17 protein-coding genes are annotated in these 18,406 nt (G+C 70.5%); 7 read left to right on the top strand and 10 right to left on the bottom strand.

Features of this window, described 5'->3' with window-relative positions; genetic code table 11:
* On the top strand, window positions 1–2,617 hold a 2,617-nt coding region (locus HOV91_RS19295; protein ID WP_246350413.1), incomplete at its 5' end, for a bifunctional acetate--CoA ligase family protein/GNAT family N-acetyltransferase.
* A gap of 183 nt (window positions 2,618–2,800) precedes the next feature.
* Here HOV91_RS19295 and HOV91_RS19300 read toward each other — a convergent pair.
* The 3 genes from HOV91_RS19300 to HOV91_RS19310 all read right to left on the bottom strand — a co-directional run bounded on the left by HOV91_RS19300 (window position 2,801) and on the right by HOV91_RS19310 (window position 6,306).
* Window positions 2,801–3,769: a sigma-70 family RNA polymerase sigma factor gene (locus HOV91_RS19300; protein ID WP_174186797.1), complete on the bottom strand. Its 969-nt coding sequence runs from the start codon at window positions 3,767–3,769 to the stop codon at window positions 2,801–2,803.
* Between the two features lie 196 nt (window positions 3,770–3,965).
* A complete protein-coding gene (locus HOV91_RS19305) occupies window positions 3,966–5,483 on the bottom strand; it encodes a DUF7782 domain-containing protein (protein ID WP_174186798.1) in 1,518 nt (505 codons plus the stop codon).
* A gap of 79 nt (window positions 5,484–5,562) precedes the next feature.
* Window positions 5,563–6,306, bottom strand: a complete 744-nt coding sequence (locus HOV91_RS19310; protein ID WP_174186799.1) for a VOC family protein — start codon at window positions 6,304–6,306, stop codon at window positions 5,563–5,565.
* Window positions 6,307–6,485: 179 nt separating this feature from the next.
* Here HOV91_RS19310 and HOV91_RS19315 point away from each other — a divergent pair, with 179 nt between their 5' ends.
* Entirely contained in the window at window positions 6,486–7,796 is a 1,311-nt protein-coding gene (locus HOV91_RS19315) for an MFS transporter (protein ID WP_174186800.1), read from the top strand.
* A gap of 43 nt (window positions 7,797–7,839) precedes the next feature.
* Here the strand turns inward: HOV91_RS19315 and HOV91_RS19320 are convergent, their stop codons facing one another.
* The gene (locus HOV91_RS19320; RefSeq protein WP_246350417.1) at window positions 7,840–8,193 is read right to left on the bottom strand and encodes a DUF3099 domain-containing protein; all 354 of its coding nucleotides are present in this window, start codon (window positions 8,191–8,193) and stop codon (window positions 7,840–7,842) included.
* A 288-nt stretch (window positions 8,194–8,481) separates the two neighbouring features.
* Between HOV91_RS19320 and HOV91_RS19325 the strand changes: the two genes are divergently transcribed.
* Window positions 8,482–8,718, top strand: a complete 237-nt coding sequence (locus tag HOV91_RS19325; protein WP_174186802.1) for a DUF3039 domain-containing protein — start codon at window positions 8,482–8,484, stop codon at window positions 8,716–8,718.
* On the opposite strand, the gene HOV91_RS19330 is transcribed toward HOV91_RS19325, so the two are convergent.
* Window positions 8,691–9,857, bottom strand: a complete 1,167-nt coding sequence (locus HOV91_RS19330; RefSeq protein WP_174186803.1) for a YhjD/YihY/BrkB family envelope integrity protein — start codon at window positions 9,855–9,857, stop codon at window positions 8,691–8,693. The genes HOV91_RS19325 and HOV91_RS19330 overlap by 28 nt on opposite strands.
* Window positions 9,858–10,048: 191 nt before the next feature.
* On the opposite strand from HOV91_RS19330, the gene HOV91_RS19335 reads away from it, so the two are divergent.
* Window positions 10,049–11,800: a DEAD/DEAH box helicase gene (locus HOV91_RS19335; protein WP_174186852.1), complete on the top strand. Its 1,752-nt coding sequence runs from the start codon at window positions 10,049–10,051 to the stop codon at window positions 11,798–11,800.
* Between the two features lie 6 nt (window positions 11,801–11,806).
* Here the strand turns inward: HOV91_RS19335 and HOV91_RS19340 are convergent, their stop codons facing one another.
* Complete coding sequence (locus tag HOV91_RS19340; RefSeq protein ID WP_174186804.1) at window positions 11,807–12,409, bottom strand: TetR/AcrR family transcriptional regulator; 603 nt, start codon at window positions 12,407–12,409, stop codon at window positions 11,807–11,809.
* Window positions 12,410–12,513: 104 nt separating this feature from the next.
* Here HOV91_RS19340 and HOV91_RS19345 point away from each other — a divergent pair, with 104 nt between their 5' ends.
* Window positions 12,514–13,254 (top strand): SDR family NAD(P)-dependent oxidoreductase, encoded by a 741-nt coding sequence (locus tag HOV91_RS19345; protein ID WP_174186805.1) that lies wholly within the window; start codon window positions 12,514–12,516, stop codon window positions 13,252–13,254.
* Here HOV91_RS19345 and HOV91_RS19350 read toward each other — a convergent pair whose 3' ends face one another.
* Entirely contained in the window at window positions 13,255–14,022 is a 768-nt protein-coding gene (locus HOV91_RS19350; RefSeq protein WP_312884697.1) for an AraC family transcriptional regulator, read from the bottom strand. It lies immediately after the preceding gene.
* 55 nt (window positions 14,023–14,077) lie between these two features.
* Between HOV91_RS19350 and HOV91_RS19355 the strand changes: the two genes are divergently transcribed.
* Window positions 14,078–14,647, top strand: coding sequence for a class I SAM-dependent methyltransferase (locus HOV91_RS19355; protein WP_174186806.1), 570 nt, complete (start codon window positions 14,078–14,080; stop codon window positions 14,645–14,647).
* A 118-nt stretch (window positions 14,648–14,765) separates the two neighbouring features.
* On the opposite strand, the gene HOV91_RS19360 is transcribed toward HOV91_RS19355, so the two are convergent.
* A complete protein-coding gene (locus HOV91_RS19360; RefSeq protein ID WP_174186807.1) occupies window positions 14,766–15,320 on the bottom strand; it encodes an SWIM zinc finger family protein in 555 nt (184 codons plus the stop codon).
* Complete coding sequence (locus tag HOV91_RS19365; protein WP_174186808.1) at window positions 15,320–17,074, bottom strand: DEAD/DEAH box helicase; 1,755 nt, start codon at window positions 17,072–17,074, stop codon at window positions 15,320–15,322. Before HOV91_RS19365 ends, HOV91_RS19360 begins: the two co-directional genes overlap by 1 nt.
* Before the next feature lie 117 nt (window positions 17,075–17,191).
* On the opposite strand from HOV91_RS19365, the gene HOV91_RS19370 reads away from it, so the two are divergent.
* Complete coding sequence (locus HOV91_RS19370) at window positions 17,192–17,947, top strand: TetR/AcrR family transcriptional regulator (protein WP_174186809.1); 756 nt, start codon at window positions 17,192–17,194, stop codon at window positions 17,945–17,947.
* A gap of 105 nt (window positions 17,948–18,052) precedes the next feature.
* Here HOV91_RS19370 and HOV91_RS19375 read toward each other — a convergent pair whose 3' ends face one another.
* Complete coding sequence (locus HOV91_RS19375; protein ID WP_036538000.1) at window positions 18,053–18,247, bottom strand: DUF7455 domain-containing protein; 195 nt, start codon at window positions 18,245–18,247, stop codon at window positions 18,053–18,055.
* Window positions 18,248–18,406 lie beyond the last annotated feature (159 nt).

An 18,406-nucleotide genomic window follows, 5' to 3' on the forward strand; every position in this document is an offset into this window, starting at 1 on the left:
GCACTGGTTCGCCGACGTGCTGGCCTCCGACGGTGGCGTCGTCCGGCTGCGCCCGATCACACCCGCCGACGCCGAGCCGCTGCAGGAGTTCCACGGCGCGCTGTCGGATCGCACCAGGTACCTCCGGTATTTCGGGCCCTACCCGCGGATCTCGCCCAGAGACCTGTACCGCACCACGCACGTGGACTACCGCGACCGGGTCGGGCTGGTGCTGGAACTGGGCGAGTCGATCGTCGCGGTGGGCCGCTACGAACTGCTGGAGCGCAACGGGCCGCGGGCGGCGGAGGTCGCCTTCGTGGTGGCCGACGGGCACCAGGGCCGCGGGCTCGGCTCGATCCTGCTCGAGCACTTGGCCGGCGCCGCCGCCGAGAACAAGATCGAGACCTTCGTCGCCGAGGTGCTCGCGGAGAACACCGTGATGGTGACGGTGTTCCGCGACGCGGGCTATCAAGTGGGGAGCAGCAGGGACGGATCGGTCCTGCATCTCGAGTTCGCCATCGACCCCACCGAAGCGCTGCTGTCGGTGCGCGATTCGCGCGAACGCGCCTCGGAGGCGCGCAGCGTGGGCAATCTGCTCGCCCCGCGGTCGGTCGCGGTGATCGGTGCCACCCCGGCGACCGGGCGGGTCGGCGGAGCGCTGCTGGCCAATCTGCTGTCGGGTTTGTTCCAGGGGCCGGTGTTCCCGGTGAACCCGAACCGCAAGTCGGTGCGCGGGGTGCGGGCATACGCGACGGTCCGGGAAATCCCCGACGAGGTCGATCTCGCCGTGGTCGCGGTGCCGCCCGCGGCGATCGGGTCGGTGCTCGACGACTGCATGGACAAAGGCGTCAAAGGGCTCGTGGTGTTGACCGCGGGCTTCGGCGAGACCGGCGAAGGGGGTCTGGCGGCCGAACGCGAACTCGTGGCCGCCGCTCGTGGGCACGGGATGCGGGTGGTCGGGCCGAGCGCGCTCGGCATCGCGAACACCGACCCGGCGGTCGCCATGAACGCGACCCTCGCTCCGGTGCTGCCCGGTCGCGGGCGGATCGGGTTCTTCTGCCAGTCCGGGCCCTTGGGCGCGGCGATCCTGGGTGAGGCGGCGGCCCGCAATCTGGGCTTGTCCACGTTCGTGTCCGCGGGTAATCGCGCCGACGTCTCCGGCAACGACCTGCTGCAGTACTGGGACAGCGACCCGGACACCGATGTGGTGCTGCTGTATCTGGAAAGCTTCGGCAATCCGCGCAAGTTCTCCCGCCTCGCGCGCCGGGTGGCCAGGACCAAACCGATCGTCGCCGTGAGCAGCGGACGCTCCGCTGTCCAGCCCGCGGGGGACATGGACCGCTCGATCGTGCGGGATCTGTTCGCTCAGGCGGGCATCGTCCAGGTCGACTCGATCTCCGAACTCTTCGACTGCGCCGCTCTGCTGGGCTATCAGCCGTTGCCGCGGGGGCAGCGGCTGGCCGTGGTGGGCAACAGCACGGCGCTCAACTGGCTGGCCCTCGACGCGGCGCGCGGTGAGGGCCTCTCGGTCGGCGAGCCGGTCAACCTCGGCCCGCAGGCGACGCCGGGCGCGTATCTGGACGCACTGGTCGAGGCCCTGCGGTCGGAGGAGACGGACGCGGTGATCGTCGTCTTCGCGCCGCCGGTGCCGCTGCCGACCGCCGGTTTCGCCGACGCGATCAGGGCGGCGGCGGCCGCCGTTCCCGAGGCGGGAAAGCCGATCCTCACCACGTTCGTCGCCGAGCAAGGAATCCCGAACCTGCTCGCGGTGCGCGGTGCGGGCGCGACGGCGGTGCACGGGTCGATTCCGTCGTATCCCGATCCCGAACGCGCCGCACGGGCGCTGGCCCGGGTCCGGCGATACGCCGAATGGCGGACCAGACCCGTGTCGCCGGTGGTGCGGCCGGAGGGCATCGATACCGACCGCGCGCGCCAATTGGTGGCCGATTGGATGGCCGCGTCGGGCGGACGCAGGCTCACCGATCTCGAGACAGTGGAACTGCTGGCCTGCTATGGCATTCCGGTCGTGGAATTCCGCGAGGTGCGCAGTGCGGACGAGGCGGTCGCAGCCGCGGAGGAACTCGGCTATCCGGTGGCGGCCAAGGCGACCGGCGAATTGTGGCGGCGCAGACCGGATCTCACCGGTGTCCGGCTCGATCTGTGGCGGCCGGAAGCGGTACGGCAGGCGTACGTCGACCTGGCGGAGCTGTGCGGTGACCCGGTGTTGCACATCCAGAAGATGGCCACCAAGGGCGTGGGCTGCATCCTGCGCGTGCAGGACGACCCCTCGTTCGGCTCGGTGATCGAGTTCGGTCTGTCGGGGCTGATCATCGAGTTGCTCGGCGACCGCGCCTATCGGGCACTGCCGTTGACCGCCGACGAGGCCACGGCTCTGATCGACGCGCCGCGCGCCGCGCCTTTGCTCTCGGGGACCCCGGCGAGTCCGCAGGTGGACAAAGCGGCCCTCGCCGAACTCGCCCAGCGTATTTCGGCCTTGTTCGACGACCTGCCGGAAATGCGAGAGCTGGCCTTCGATCCGGTGCTGGCCTCACCGACCTCGGCGGAGATCATCTACGCGCGCGGTCGTATCGGCCCGGAGCCGAGCCGTTTCGACACCGGTCCGCGCCGACTGGCTTGAGCGACATCGGCATCGCCGCACCGGGGGCCGCCCGAAAGGGATACAACACCGCCGACCGGCTCGCGCGACACCCGGAGGGGACGGGTACGCGCGGTCACCGGTCGGCGCGGGAAGGTGACCCGGCGGGAGGGTCACCGAGCCGAACGCCGGTGCTGTCTCGGAGCAGCCGGCGCCGGGAGATGATCAGCTGGCGTAGGCGCGGAGGCGGTCGGCCCGCTCGCCCTTACGCAGCTTCGCCATGACCTCGCGCTCTATCTGACGCACCCGCTCGCGGGAGAGACCGAAGAGCTTGCCGATCTGGTCCAGCGTGCGCGGCTGGCCGTCGTCCAAGCCGAAACGCAGCCGGATGACCTGCTGTTCGCGCTCGTCCAAGGTGGCGAGCACGCTGCGCACGTCGTGGTGCAGCAGACCGGCGATGACGGCGGACTCGGCCGAGGTGGCCTCGGAATCCTCGATGAAATCGCCCAGCGGGGCCTCTTCGTCGTTGCCGACCGGCATGTCCAGGCTCACCGGGTCGCGGCTGTGGTCGAGCAGATCGGAGATCTTGTCGACCGGGATGCCGGATTCGGTGGCCAGTTCCTGGTCGGTGGCCTCCCGGCCCAGCTGCTGGTGCAGTTCGCGCTTGATCCTGGCCAGCTTGTTCACCTGTTCGACCAAGTGGACGGGCAGGCGGATGGTGCGACTCTGGTCGGCCATGCCGCGAGTGATGGCCTGCCGGATCCACCAGGTGGCGTACGTGGAGAACTTGAAGCCTTTGGCGTAGTCGAACTTCTCCATGGCCCGGATCAACCCGAGGTTGCCCTCCTGGATCAGGTCGAGCAGCGGCATGCCGCGGCCGGTGTAACGCTTGGCGAGCGAGACAACAAGGCGCAGGTTGGCTTCCAGCAGATGCGACCGGGCGGCCTGACCGTCGCGCACGATGATCGCGAGATCACGCTTGCGGGTGGCGGACAGTCGCTTGCCGGTTTCCAGCAGGTGCTGCGCGTAGAGGCCCGCCTCGATGCGCTTGGCCAGCTCGACCTCGTCGGCAGCGGTGAGCAGCGCGGTGCGGCCGATCCCGTTCAGGTACACGCGTACCAGGTCGGCGGCAGGGCTCTGAGCGTCGAGGTCCGAATCGCTGATGCGCACACGAGTGGTGGCGGGGCTTGTCATGACTTGCCTCCTGTCGGTGGTGTCTCACTCCGATCAACGGACCCGACAGAAAGAAAGTTCCCCGTTACGGCTGGCATAAACCGCTCTGAACAGCGGTTTTCGCCTCTCTCGTCTGAGAAGTTCCTGAGAAGCACCGCAACACGGGACGATCCCCGGCCAGGACCTGCACCGACCGGCGCACGGCTGCCGTGCGGGGTCACACGGGCCTGATCAGTCCGTGCCGTACCAATCCGGTGACCACGGACAACGCGTCGGCCGCGAACTGGGCGCTCACCTCCTCGGATCCGTGGGCGAGCGCCAACAGCTCGATCAGTTCGTACAACGGCAGGCCGTCGGCGTGCATTCCCGCCAGCAGCGAGACTGTGGCCTCGTCCACTTCGTGCTGCCAGCGCGGCCCGTCGCCCCGATGCAACCGGGCCACCTCGGGGGCCCACCCGTCGGCGCCAGGGAGATACACCCGCTCCAACGCGGTCACCGGGTCCACGGCGAATCGTGAACTCCACGCGAGATTCTCGTCACCGGCGACGGCGCGCAGCCAGGCCGAGCGCTCGAAATACCGGACGGCCTCCTCGCCGAGCGGATCGTCGAAACCGTGGGTGAGATCCTCCGCGAGCAGCTCGGTCGGCCCGTCGATGGCGCGCAGATAGACGAACCCGAACCCGATCCCCTCCACGCGCGCCGCCTCGAAGGCGTCCAGCCAGCGCTCCGCGCGGGCCTGGGCGGACGGGTCACGCGGGTCCGCGCCCGCGTCACGCAACCAGGTGCCCACGTACAGCGCGGGGTCGGCGACGTCGCGTTGCACCACCCAGGCGTCCACACCGTGCGCGGGCAGCCAGGACGAGACGCGCCCGCGCCAGTCCTCGTCCTCGGCGTGCACCCAGGCGGCGAGCAGCGCGGCGGTGCCTCCGGGCGCGAGCAGGTCCGCGGCCTGCGAGATCACCAATTCGCTTGCGCCGTCGAGCGCGAGGCCGGAATCGCGGTAGGTGTGCTCGACGCGCGCGGGGCCCACCACGAACGGCGGATTGGCCACCACCTGGTCGAAGCGCCTGCCCCGGACCGGCTCGAACCAGGAGCCCTCCACCAGTTCGACGTCCAGGCCGTTGAGCGCCGCGGTCGCCTCGGCCAGCCACAACGCACGGGCGTTGACGTCGGTGCCGGTGACGTGCCGCGCATAGGAGGCGGCATGCACCGCCTGCACGCCGCACCCGGTGCCGAGGTCGAGCACCGTGCCGACCGGACGGGTCGGGGTGGCGCGCAGCAGCGAGAGGGAGGCGTGGCCCACACCCAGGACGTGATCTTCGGTCAGCGTGCGCCGTCGCATCGAATCGTCGAGATCGGACAGGATCCACTTGGTGCCCGCGCCCGCGTCGAGCGGACGAAGGTCCAGCGCCGCCCGCACCTGGTCGCCGTCGCGGTCCAGCAGGCCCGCGGCGACCGCGCGGTCGATCCGCACGGGCGCGAGCGCCGCGGCCACCTCGCGCTCCGGCACGGTATCGCCGAGCAGCAGCAGGCGGATCAGCGTGCCCAGCTCGCCCGCCTTGCGCGCCGCGCGGCGCACGGGGACCGGCTCCGATCGGCTCAATGCCGCGTGCGCGTCGCCGAGTGCCTCGAGCAAGGTGTCGGCGTCGTAACCCACCCTGGTGAGCGCGGTGCGCAGGTCCGGGCACAGCGCGGTGAGCAGCGATCCGGTGGTGGTCGGTCGATTCGTAGGCACACCGGTACTCTGCCACCGCGGCCGCAAGGCGCGGAGCAGGTGCCCGCTGGGATGACCGTGCCCCGCGGCGCGCGGCGAATCAGATTCCGTTGGGATCGCGGCCGGTGACGCAGTACAGCGCGTCGCCGGGATCGCTCAGGACGATCCAGTGCTCGTGCCGCTGCACCACGGTCGCGCCGAGCGACTCGTGCCAGGCGGCGGTGGCTTCGACGTCCTCCGCGGCCAGATCGACGTGCGCGCTGGTGGGACGGTTCTCGCCGAGGCGCTGCAACAGCAACTGCGCGGCGAGTTGGTGCTGCGTGGAGCGCAGCAGGGCGAATTCCGGCCGTCTGCCGGGCTGGAACGTCCAACCGGTCAGCGAGGTCCAGAAACGGGTCTCCACCTCGTGGTCGTCGGGGCCGATGTCGAGGCACACCTGGTCCAGACGCGACAGCCTGCCGTCCGGAGCCCGGACGGCGGGCGCGGGCGTGCTCGTGGCGCGGCCGCTGGGGGTCAAGCAGAAGGTCTGGCCGCCGGGGGACCGCAGCACGGCGTAGTCCGGGTGGTTGGCGACCAGCTCCGCACCCAGGCCGAGCGCGGTGCGAACGGCGGAGGGGATGTCGTCGACGTCCAGATCCAGGTGCACACCGCCGAGACCGGTCACCGCCTGCATCTTCACGCTCGCCGCGGCGAACAGCGCGGGGTCCGGCAACAAGGTGAGGAATTCGTCGTCCGCACCGCGCCGAGCGGAGAGCCGGGTGCCGGTGACCGTGGACCAGAACTTCGCGCAATCATCGAAGCGTTGGGTCGGGCGGTCCAGGAAGACCCAGATCCACCGAATCATGTTCACTCCTGTCTGTGGCCCGCAACGGTGATCGTGGTGTGCCGCAGGCTTCTGCGACCCTAGGGACGCGTGCCCGTCCTGTCGAGAAAATACCGGGACCGCCGCGAATGGCACGAATTTGATGACATGTGGCTTTCCAGCCACTCGTTGCGTCCGCATACTTCCGGCAAGCTCAGCCGGTGACCGAACTTCAGACGCCGAGCCCGGTTCTGTTCCACGCCACGCCGCGTCGGCGACTGCATCCCGCGTGGCTGGTCGCGGCTGTCGGCTTCGTCGCGCTGCTCGGCGCGGCCGCCTTCCGGTCGGTGCCCAGCGTGCTGATGGACCCGCTGCATCGGGAGTTCGGGTGGTCGCACGCCACCATCGGGACGGCCGTCTCGCTGAATCTCCTGCTCTACGGGTTGATCTCGCCGTTCGCCGCGGCGCTGATGGATCGCTTCGGCATCCGCCGGGTGGTGGCCTGCGCGCTGCTGCTGGTCGCCGCGGGCAGCGGGCTGACGGTGTTCATGTCCCAGCCGTGGCACCTGGTGCTGACCTGGGGCCTGCTGGTCGGAATCGGTGTGGGGTCGATGTCGATGCCGTTCGTCGCGACGATCACCGGCCGGTGGTTCGTGCGTCAGCGCGGTCTGGTGACCGGTGTGCTCACCGCGGCGGGCGCGACCGGACAGCTGATATTCCTGCCGCTGGTGTCGGCGCTGGCGACCGCGCACGGCTGGCGGGCGCCGTCCCTGATCGTCGCCGGGGCCGCGCTGGCCGTGGCGCCACTGGTGCTGCTGTTCGTCCGGGACTATCCGAGCGATCTCGGGGTGCGGGCCTACGGCGCGGCGCCGGACAGCACGGCGGGGCTGCGGGTACCCGCAGCCGGTGGCGCCTCGCGCGCGCTGACCGTGCTCGGCACGATCGCCCGGCGGCCCGGATTCTGGTTGCTCGCGGGCGGATTCGCGATCTGCGGGGCGTCGACCAACGGGCTGGTCGGTACCCATTTCGTCAGTGCGGCGCACGATCACGGCATGCCGCCGACCACCGCGGCGAGCCTGCTCGCCCTCGTCGGCGTCTTCGACGTGGCGGGCACCATCGCCTCGGGCTGGCTGACCGACCGGATCGACCCGCGCTACCTGCTGATCGGCTACTACACGCTGCGCGGCCTCTCGCTGCTGATCCTGCCCGCGCTGCTCGGCCCGGACACCCGGCCGAGCCTGTGGGTGTTCATCGTCTTCTACGGCCTGGACTGGGTGGCCACCGTGCCGCCGACGGTCGTGCTGTGCCGGGAACTGTTCGGCGCCGACGGTCCGGTCGCCTTCGGCTGGGTGTTCGCCTCCCATCAGATCGGTTCGGCGGTGGCGGCCACCGGCGTCGGTGTCATTCGCGATGTGCAGGGCGGCTACGACCTGGCCTGGTATCTGGCGGGCGGGTTGTGTGCCGCCGCGGCCGTGATGTCGGCCGTCATCCGCCGGGCTCCGGCCCCCGCAGTGACTCCCGGCCGGCGCTGACCGCGTGCCCGCGCTGGTCGTCGCGTGCGCGCGGGGCGCGGACTCAGCCGTCGATGGCGTTGTGCGAGCGGGACTCGATGGCCGTGCGCTGACGGTCCCAGCGGCTGGGCTCGTCTTTGCGGCGGGGCGGGCGATCGTTGGCGATCAGGACCGCGATCCAGGGCAGCGGAATGGACGCGACGAGGATCAGGATGGACAGCAGCGGATTGCCGAACGCGCTGTAGGCGATCGCCGCGAGAACCAGGCACGGTATGCGGAACGCCATGATGATCGTGTACCGGCGCACGCGAGCGCGGTGCTGGTCCTCCAGCGAGGGCGCCGCCTCGGTGATCAGCGCCGGGTGCTTGTCGTCAGTGCCGGGGAAGTATCCGGGGGAACGGCGGGGCTGCGTCGGCATCGTCACGTCGGGGTGCTCTTCGCGGTCGCGGCCGTCGGCGGATGGGGAATCGCCGTTCTGCTGCATACCCCCGAGTCTTCCACTCGCGGTCCGTCCGCGCACATAGCGTGGTCAGCTCCTGATTGCGAGGTGGGTAGGTTCCGATGCGACACCGTGGTCAGGTCCTGATTCGCGATGCTGGTCAGTTTCGATGCGGTACCGCGGTCAGCCCCTGATTCGCGACGATGGTTACTTTGTCGCGATGCCGTGGTCGGCCCGGCAACTCCTGGATGCGGCATCATGGAACGCGTGAGCACCGACACCATTGTTCGCCCGGATACGACGACCGACGAGACGACGGGCGACGACACCCCGAAGTTCTTCCACTACGTGAAGAAGGACAAGATCGCCGAGAGCGCGGTGATGGGCACCCACGTGGTCGCGCTGTGCGGAGAGGTCTTCCCGGTGACCCGCTCGCCCAAGCCGGGCTCTCCGGTGTGCCCGGAGTGCAAGAAGGTCTACGACGGCCTACGCAAGGGCGACTGAGACGCGGATACCTCACCGGGGGAGGACGACGCCCGGCGCAGGTCGAACGCGGCCCGTGCGGCGTCGTCCGGGACCGGGGCGGTCTCGTCGCGGTCGGCCGTGTCCTCGTCGGCGCCGCCCTCGCCGCGGACCTGATTGGCGATCCACTCCTTCACCTGCTCCATGCGCGTCGCGCGGGCGGGCCAGAATTCCTGCACCGCCGCGTTGAACTCCGCGCCCAGGATCACCGCGAAGCCCAGGAAGAACGTGAACAGCAGGAACGCGATCGGCGTCGCCAGCGCACCGTAGGTGACGCCGGTGCGGGTGACCCAGGACAGGTAGCGGCGCAACACGTCGCTGGCCGCCATGAAGAAGACACCTGCCACCAGTGCCCCGCCGAAGAGCCGGTGCCAGGGCAGCGAGGTGTGCAGCGCGAGCTTGTACAGGGTGGTGAGCCCGACGATCAGCAGCAGGCCGACCCCCGGGTAGTAGAAGAAATCCAGTAGGCCGAGGCCGGTCGCCCGCCAGGCGGTGGGCAGCACCCGGCCGATCAGCGTCGGCCCCAGTGCCACCAGCGGCAGGATGAACACCGCGGCCACCAGGAACAGCACGTACAGCAGCAGCGCGAAGATGCGCTGCCACACCGGGTGCCGGGCGTCCTGCTGGTCATGGGCCTCGACGATCGAGTCGACGAAGGTGGCCATCGCCGACGATCCGGCCCACAACGACAGCACGAAGCCCACCGAGACCACCGCGCCGCGACCGCGCCCGAGTACGTCCCGCACCGTCGGCTCGATGAGGTCGGTCACCACGCTGGCGCTGAACAGGTCCTGGCTGAACGCGATGATCTTCGACTCGACGATCTGCACGGTGTCCGGACCGAACCAGCCGCCGACGTAACCGAGGCTGCCGAGCACGCCGAGCAACAGCGGCGCCAGCGAGAGCGTCTGCCAGAACGCCGCCGCGGCCGACTTGGCGAAGATCGAATCCGCCCAGGCCTTCACCGCCACGCGCACGATCAGCGCGACGGCCCGCCTGCCCGCCTCCGCCGCGCCCGCGCTCGCCCGCTCGGCCCACTTCCCGGTACGCACGCGGGCGCGGCGGGGCGACGGTGCGTCGGGCCGCGGCGGATCGCCCGGGAGGGCGCGGTGATCTGTCATCGTGCTTACAGCATCGCGTACTTCGGCGATCGGTATCGGCGTGCGGACGCGACGTGTCGGTGGGCATCGGGTGAACTCCCAGCGTCCCGGCCGATGGCCTGTGATGCCCGTCGCGCCCGCCGCGTCGGTTTGGCGACACGCCGGACCGGGCCGCTAGGGTCGTCTGCGTGACTGGGTCGGGTGGCGCCGCTGTGGCGGGAGAAGCGGAGACGCCGGGCGATTCGAGAGCAAGGGGGACCGCAGCGGGCGGCTCCCTCCGCGCCTGGCAGCGACGTGCGCTGACGAAGTATCTGGCCACCAAGCCGAGGGATTTCCTCGCCGTGGCGACCCCGGGAGCGGGAAAGACGACGTTCGCGCTGCGCGTGGCCGCCGAACTGCTGGCCGACCGCACCGTGGACCAGATCACCGTGGTCGCGCCGACCGAACACCTCAAGCACCAGTGGGCGCAGTCCGCGGCGCGCGCCGGCATCGCGCTCGACTCGCGGTTCTCCAATTCCACCGGCGGCACCTCCGGTGACTACCACGGTGTCGTCGTCACGTACGCGCAGGTCGCCGCGCATCCCTTTCGCCACCGCGTACGCACGGAGAATCGCAGGACGCTGGTCGTTCTCGACGAGATCCACCACGCGGGAGACGCCAAGAGCTGGGGTGAGGCGACCGCCGAGGCGTTCGGCGACGCCACCCGCCGTCTCGCGCTGACCGGCACCCCGTTCCGCAGCGACGACAGCCAGATCCCGTTCGTGGTCTACGAACCCGACGAGTCCGGTTTCCCGAAGTCGCGGGCCGACCACACCTACGGTTACGCCGAGGCGCTGGCCGACGGCGTGGTGCGGCCGGTGGTCTTCCTGGCCTACTCCGGCGAGGCGCACTGGCGAGACAGCGCGGGCGAGGAGTACTCCGCGCGCCTCGGTGAGCCGCTCAACGCCGAGCAGACCGCCCGGGCCTGGCGGACCGCACTGGACCCGGCGGGCGACTGGATCTCCGCCGTGCTGCGCGCCGCCGACATCCGGCTGCGCCAGAAGCGCGCCTCCGGCATGCCGGACGCGGGCGGCCTGGTGATCGCCACCGACCAGGACCGCGCCCGCGACTACGCCGAACTGCTGGAACACATCTCCGGCGAGAAGCCCGCGCTGGTGCTCTCCGACGACCCGGCCTCCTCCAGCCGTATCGCCGAGTTCAGCAACAGCACGCAGCCCTGGATGGTCGCGGTGCGCATGGTGTCCGAGGGCGTCGACGTGCCGCGCCTGGCCGTCGGGGTCTACGCGACCAGCGCTTCCACCCCGCTGTACTTCGCCCAGGCGATCGGGCGGTTCGTGCGTGCCAGGAAGCCGGGTGAGACCGCGACTGTGTTCCTGCCGTCGGTGCCGGTGCTGCTGGACCTGGCCGCGCAGCTGGAGCTGCAACGCGACCACGTGATCGGCAAGCCGCACCGCGAGAAGAACGGCCTCGACGACGAACTGCTGATCGAGGCGAACAAACAGCAGGACGAGCCGGGCGAGCAGGAGAAGTCCTTCGTCGCGCTGGCCGCCGACGCCGAACTCGACCAGGTGATCTACGACGGTTCCTCCTTCGGCACCGCGACGTTCGCCGGCAGCGACGAGGAGGCGGACTACCTGGGGATACCGGGCCTGCTGGACGCCGAGCAGATGCGCGCGCTGTTGCGCGAGCGGCAGGCCAAGCAGGTCTCCGAGCGGAGTGTGCCCGCGCCCGTCGCCGACCCAGGGCCGCAGGTGGCCAACGCCGCGGAGCGGGTCGCCACCGCCGATCGGCTCGGCGAACTGCGACGCGAGCTCAACAGCCTGGTGGCGATGCATCACCACCGCACCGGAAAGCCGCACGGCGTGATCCACGGCGAGCTGCGCCGGGAATGCGGCGGGCCGCCGACCGCGCTGGCCTCGGCCGAGCAACTCGGTGAGCGCATCGCCGCGCTGCGCAGGAAATAGCCCGGGTCAACCGGCCGGGGCGGGCCAGGCTGCCATGGCGCAGTCGATGGACGCGGTGAGTTCGCTCAGCGTCGCGCCGTCCCGGGCCTGGATGGACAGGCCGTAGAGGACCGTCGCGTAGAAACCGGCCAGTGCCGCGGTGTCGGTGCCTTCGGGCAGATCGCCTTCGGCGACGCCGCGATCGAGCCGGCGCCGGATGTCTTCGGTCGTCTCGCGGCGTTTCTCGATCAAGAAGTCGCGGATGCTCGTGTTGCGGGTGGTGTAGGTGGAACCGGCGAGCACGACCATGCAGCCGTGTGGCTTGTTCTCCTCGGTATAGGCGGCCGCGTTGTCCCGCAGCATGGCCTCGATGCCCGCCCGCGCGGTCGGCTCCTCGCGCAGCGCGCGGTCGGTGTACCCGCCGTCGGTGCGCCCGTAGAGTTCGACGGCCGCGCGGAACAGCGCCTCCTTGCCGCCGAACGCGGCGTACACGCTGGGGGAGTTGATGCCCATCGCGGCGGTGAGGTCGCTCATCGAGGCGCCCTCGTAGCCGTGCTCCCAGAACACCTCCATTGCCCGGCGCAAAGCCTCGGCACGGTCGAAGGCGCGCGGTCGTCCCCGTTCAGCCATGCCACACCTTTCTGTGTCGATCGTTAAATATACCCCTTGACAGCGCCGGGGCCGATGCGCTTGGGTATTTATGTATCGATCGACACAAAATTGGAGGAGTACCGATGTCGGACCTCACGGGCAAGGTCGCGCTGGTGACCGGCGGCAGTCGCGGGATCGGAGCGGCGATCGCGCGCCGCCTCGCCGCGGCGGGCGCGGACGTCGCGCTGACCTACCAGCACGCCGAGGGGCAGGCGAAGACGGTGGTGGACGCGGTCGAGGCGCTCGGCCGCCGAGCCGTCGCGATCCAGGCCGACAGCGCCGACGCCGCAGCGGTGCGCGCGGCGGTGGATCGCACCGCGTCCGAGCTCGGCGGGTTGGACATCCTGGTCAACAACGCGGGGATCTTCCCGGCCAAGCCGTTCGAGGAGTTCACCGTCGCCGAGATCGACAACGCGTTGCACGTGCACGCCCGCGCCGCGTTCGTCGGGGCACAAGCCGCGGTGGCGCACATGAGCGAGGGCGGGCGGATCATCAGCATCGGCACCAACCTGACCGACCACGCGCCGTTCGACGGTCTGGCGCTCTACAACCTCAGCAAGTCCGCTCTCAACGGCTTCACCAAGGCCCTGGCTCGTGAGCTCGGCCCGCGCGCGATCACGGTGAACCTCGTGCAGCCCGGTTCCACCGACACCGACATGAACCCCGGGGACGGCGCTCACGCGCAGCAGCAGCGCGACCTGACCGCACTCGGCCGTTTCGGTGCCGCCGATGATGTCGCGGCCATGGTGGCTTTCCTCGCAGGCCCGTCCGGCCGCAGCGTCACCGGCGCGTTCCTCACCGTGGACAGCGGCACCAACGCCTGATCAGCCGGTGAAATACTGTCCGGGCGGTACCCCGACCGACCGGCGGAACGCCGCGACGTAAGCGCTCGGTGTCGCGTAGCCCACCCGGCCCGCGACCCGGGCGATCGGCAGTCCCGCGGCCAGCAACGGCAGGGAAGCGGCCAGCCGGATCTGCGTGCGCCATCGACCGAAGCCGAGCCCGGTCTCGGCGACGAACAACCGCGCCAGGGTGCGCGGGCTGACCGCGACGTGGGCGGCGAACTCCGCGAGCGTGCGCGGGTCGGACGGATCGGCGGCCAGCGCGTCCGCCACCTGACGCGCCCGCGGATCGGTGGGCGGATGCGCGCCGATCGGGATCACCTCCACGGGCTCGAGCAGGTCGAACACCACCGCCTCGGCGCGCTCGCGCCGCTGGGGAGCCGGGTCGGCGGTGGTGAGCAGGTCGAACAGTTCGTGCAGGAGCCGGCTCACGCGCAGCATGGTCGGCGCGCCGAAGGCGACCGGGCACCGGCCGGGATCCAGGAAGATGCCGCGCATCGCCGCGCCGTCGCAGGTGCCGGTGCGATGCGCGATGCCCGCGGGGATCCACAGCGCCCTGGTCGGCGGCAGCACCCAGCGGTCGTCGCCCACCTCGACCGCGAGGACTCCGCGGGAGGCCCAGGCGATCTGGTGCTGCGGATGTTCGTGCAGATCGAACCAGTGCCCCGCGGGCAGCGCACCGGCCCCGAACACCATGGCGGTCGTGCCGGGTGGGACGGGATGAACCACGGCGTGGCCGTTCTGCGACACAGTTTGTCACCGTAGCCTGTCGTGCCGGGCGTGATTCGTTCCTAGCGTCACAGGCATGGCGATGAACACATTTCACCGATTGCTGTGCCGGTCCTCGATGTGGGAGAAGACCAGCGCGACGCGCATCGTGCCGTGGGCGCTGTCCGGTCTCGAACTCGGCGCCGAGACGCTGGAGATCGGCCCCGGTTACGGCGCCAACGTCGCCGCGCTGCTGGCCAGGACATCGACGCTCACCGGGGTCGAGATCGATCCGGCGCTGGCCGCCCGGCTGCGTAACCGGCACGGCTCGGCGATGACGGTGATCGATGGCGACGGCGCCGACATGCCTTTGCCGCCGGGACGATTCGACTCCGTGGTGTGCTTCACCATGCTGCATCACGTGCCGACACCCGGCAGGCAGGACGCGTTGTTCGCCGAAGCCTTGCGGGTACTGCGCCCCGGCGGCGTGTTCGCGGGCAGCGACGGGCTCGACGGCCGGATCTTCCGGCTCATGCACCTGGGCGACACCTGCGTTCCCGTGCCACCGGAGACCGCGGCCGACCGGCTGCGCAGGATCGGTTTCACCGACGTCGAGATCGATACCGGGGTGTCGAGCTTCCGCTTCCGTGCTCGACGGCCGGAATGAGTGGGGTGGAGCTTCGGCGCGTTCGGCTGTGCAGCCTTCCCGTCGGCCACCCCCGCGTGAGTCGGGCCGCTTCCGCGAGAACAACCGATAGCACCGGCCCGCAACGTAATTCGGCCGTTCACCCGGGCATCGCGGTGAAGAACCGCTGTGGGTCCAGGGCACTGATCGGCGTCCAGCGCGCCGGTGGTGCGGACTCGTCGGATTCCTGCGGCGCGGCGGCGAAGTAGCCCTGGATCGCCAAGGCGAGCCGCGGATTCTCATCTATCCGCCGCGCCATCTCGTAGTAGACGGCGAGTACGTGGACACACCGCGCCGAGCGCGCCGGGCAGGAGCAGTCGGTACCCGCGAGCACCGGCGCGAGGGAGATTCCGGCCGCGCCTATGGCGCGGTGCATGTCGTCGGTCAGCACGGTCGGGTCCGGCGCGACAGCGGCGATAGCGGTGATCGTCTTGCGGGGTAGCGGCGCCACCTCCACGTGCGTCAGCGAGGCCTGGCCGCCGCGGTGGATGGTGGCCCGCACCACCCCTCCTTCGACGGTGGCCTGCACGCCGTTGTTGCGGGCGATGCTGCGCGCGCGGGGCAGTAGCGGGTCCGGCCTGGTCTGGCGCAGCGGCTCGGCCAGGCGCACCCAGTCCATACCCCACGCGGTGTAGCCGAATTCGTTGTCCGCCATCAGCTCTCCCTCTTGCGGCGCAGTACCTCGATCAGCTGGTCGTCGTCCAGCGCGGCCAGCGCGGCGATTCCCGCCGCGTCGCCGAGGTCGCGCAGCGCCGCCTTGCGGTGGTGCATGGCCGCGATGTGCTCTTCCACGGTGGTGGTCGAGGTGAGCGTGGTGACGGTGACCGTGCGGGTCTGGCCGATCCGGTGCACCCGGTCGGAGGCCTGCGCCTCCACGGCGGGGTTCCACCAGCGATCGAAGTGGACGACGTCGGCGGCGCGGGTCAGCGTGAGGCCGGTGCCCGCCGCGCGCAGGCTCAGCACCAGCACCGGAGGTCCGTCCTGGGCTTGGAACCGGGTGACGATCGCGGCACGCTCGGTCTGGGTGAGCCCGCCGTGGAAGAACGGCGCGGTCACCCCGAACTGTTCGGCGAAATGCCGGACCAGGAGCTCACCGGTCTGGCGGTACTGGGTGAAAACCAGGGTGGGACTGCTTGTTTCGAGGTTGGTGGCGATGATGTCGGTGCACAGGTCCAGTTTTCCGGAGCGGCCGGACAGCTCGTCCAGGTCGCCGCTGATCAATCCGGGATGGTTGCACACCTGCCTGAGGGCGGTCAGCGCCGCCAGCACGCGGCCGTGACGCTCGATGCCCGCGCCGAATCCGTCGTCGACGGCTCGCTCGAGGAGCTGGTCGTAGAGCCGCTCCTGCTCGGTGGTGAGGTCACAGAGCAGATCGCTGTGGATCTTCGCGGGCAGTGCGGCGGCGACCTGGCTTTTCGTGCGTGCCAGCACGACCGGCTCGATGGCGTCGCGCAACCGCGCCGCGGCGGCTGCCGACCCCTCGTGGATCGGCCGCACGAAGCGCCGCCGGAACTGCGTCCGGTGCCCGAACAGCCGGGGCGTCACCAGGTGCAGCAAGGCCCACAGCTCGTCGAGATGGTTCTCCACCGGTGTTCCGGTCAACGCGACGGTCGCGGCCGCATCGATCGCGCGCGCGGCCTTCGCGACCTGGGTCCTGGGGTTCTTCAGTGCCTGCGCCTCGTCGAAGACAGCCGTGGCCCAGCTCCGCTGCGCCAGCTGCCGTCCGTGCAGCCGCAGCGCGGGGTAGCCCGTGACGACGACCGTCGCGGCGTCGGCGTCCACGTCACCGCCACGCCAGACGACCACCCGCAGCCCCGGGGCGAACCGGCCGATCTCGTGCGCCCAGTTGCCGACCAGCGAGGTGGGGCAGACCACCAGCTGCGCTCCGGCCTCGGCGCGGTCGAGCAGGAAGCCGATGGTCTGCACGGTCTTGCCGAGCCCCATCTCGTCGGCGAGTACCGCGCCGCCGTGCGCGTCCACGGTTTCGCGCAGCCAGCCGATTCCACGGGCCTGGTAGGGCCGTAGGCGTGCTTTCAGCGTTGCCCGCAGCTCGGCGGCGACGACTTCGGTGTCGTGCAGGACGCGCAGCGCGCGTCGCGCCGAGACGATCGCCGTGCCGGACGCGTCGGGCACGGCATGCGCGGCGATGGGCAGGCCGTCGGCGTCCGCCTCGGCCGGCTGCGCGGCGGGATCGGCGCGCACGAGCCGCTGCCAGGTCAGGAGTGACTCGCCGGGGTGCTCGACGGTCGATTCCGCGAAAGTCGGTAGATCCACCAGGGCGGCGTCGACGTCGGCGACTTCGATGGACCCGTCCGTGGCCGGGACGGCCAGCGCGAGGGTCTCGCGGTCGCCCTCGCCGCGTGGGGCGGGACCGGTGCCGTGACCGTGCCAGTTCCAGAGTGCGAACATGTGCCGGTCCGGTAGATAAGTGGCGTGTGTGCTGGGCAGAGCGGACCCCTCGAATAACGTATGGCGTACGGAGTATGGTGACAACGTACACCGTACTGGATTTGTTCCGAGGAGCCGATGAGCGAAGAACTGGGCCTTGACCAGGCCCGGCAGCTGATGAGCCTGCTGTGGCGGCACGAACGCCCGCCGCGTCCGCGGGGACGCGGTCCGAAGCAGACGGTCAGCGTCGACGCGGTGGTCGCCGCCGCGGTCGCGCTGGCCGACCGAGAGGGCTACGAGAAGGTCTCCATCCGGGCCGTCGCCGCCGAGCTGGGACTGCGCCCGATGAGCCTCTACACCTACGTGCCGAGCAAGGACGCGCTCGCGGTTCTCATGGTCGACGCGGTAGCCGACGAGGACGCGGCCATCCCGGGGGGCCTACCGCCGCGTGCACGCCTGGCCGCCGTCGCCCGGCAGGTCCGGGAGGAACTCCTCGCGCACCCCTGGCTGCTCGAGGTGTCACCGTGGCGGCTCGTGCTGGGCCCCGGGCGGATGCGGCGCTACGAGCGGCAGCTCGCCGCGATCGAGGGGCTCGGCTTGCCGGACGTGGTGATGGACCGGGTGATCGCGGTGCTCTCGGAATTCGCCACCGGGAACGCCCGCATGGCGATCGCGGCGGCCCGCGAGACCGGACAGATGAGCGACGCGCGCTGGTGGGAGGTGCACGGTCCGCTGCTCACCGAGCTCATGTCGCCGAGCCGGTTCCCGCTGTCCGCGCGCGTGGGGGCCGCGGTCGGCGAGCTGTACCAGGCGCCAGCCGACCCGGAAGGCGCGTTCGAATACGGCCTGGCCAGGCTGCTGGACGGCATCTTGGGCGCGGCCTCCGGGAAATGACCGGCGCCTGGACACGCCGACAGCGGGCGACCTGTGGGTCGCCCGCTGCCGGTGGAAACGGTGTTCTGTTGTCCGATGCTGTTGTGTCAGGACGCGAGGAGCGGATCAGAGCGCGGGAGCGGACTCCGTGTCGATGACGGCGTCCAGCTCACGCAACCGATCCATGTGTTCGTTCGCGTGGTGCTGGCAGAAGAGCAACTCTCCACCTGCGGGCAGTACGGCACGCACTCGGGCAGCCGCCCCGCAGCGGTCGCAACGATCGACCGCGGTCAGTGGGGTGCTTGTCAGGGTTCCTGGCATGACTCCTCCGTCCTGGCTCCCGGTCCCGACGACCGTTCACCTGGTGTGGGGCCCGTGGTCACTCACCACGAGCTCGCTACCGCTACTTCCCAGCAGGGGTATGACTACTCTGTCAGACGTTCGGGACGGGGGACTTTGTTCCCGTGCATGAACCAGTGT

It is taken from the genome of Nocardia barduliensis (assembly GCF_013315795.1).
GTDB classification, from domain to species: domain Bacteria; phylum Actinomycetota; class Actinomycetes; order Mycobacteriales; family Mycobacteriaceae; genus Nocardia; species Nocardia barduliensis.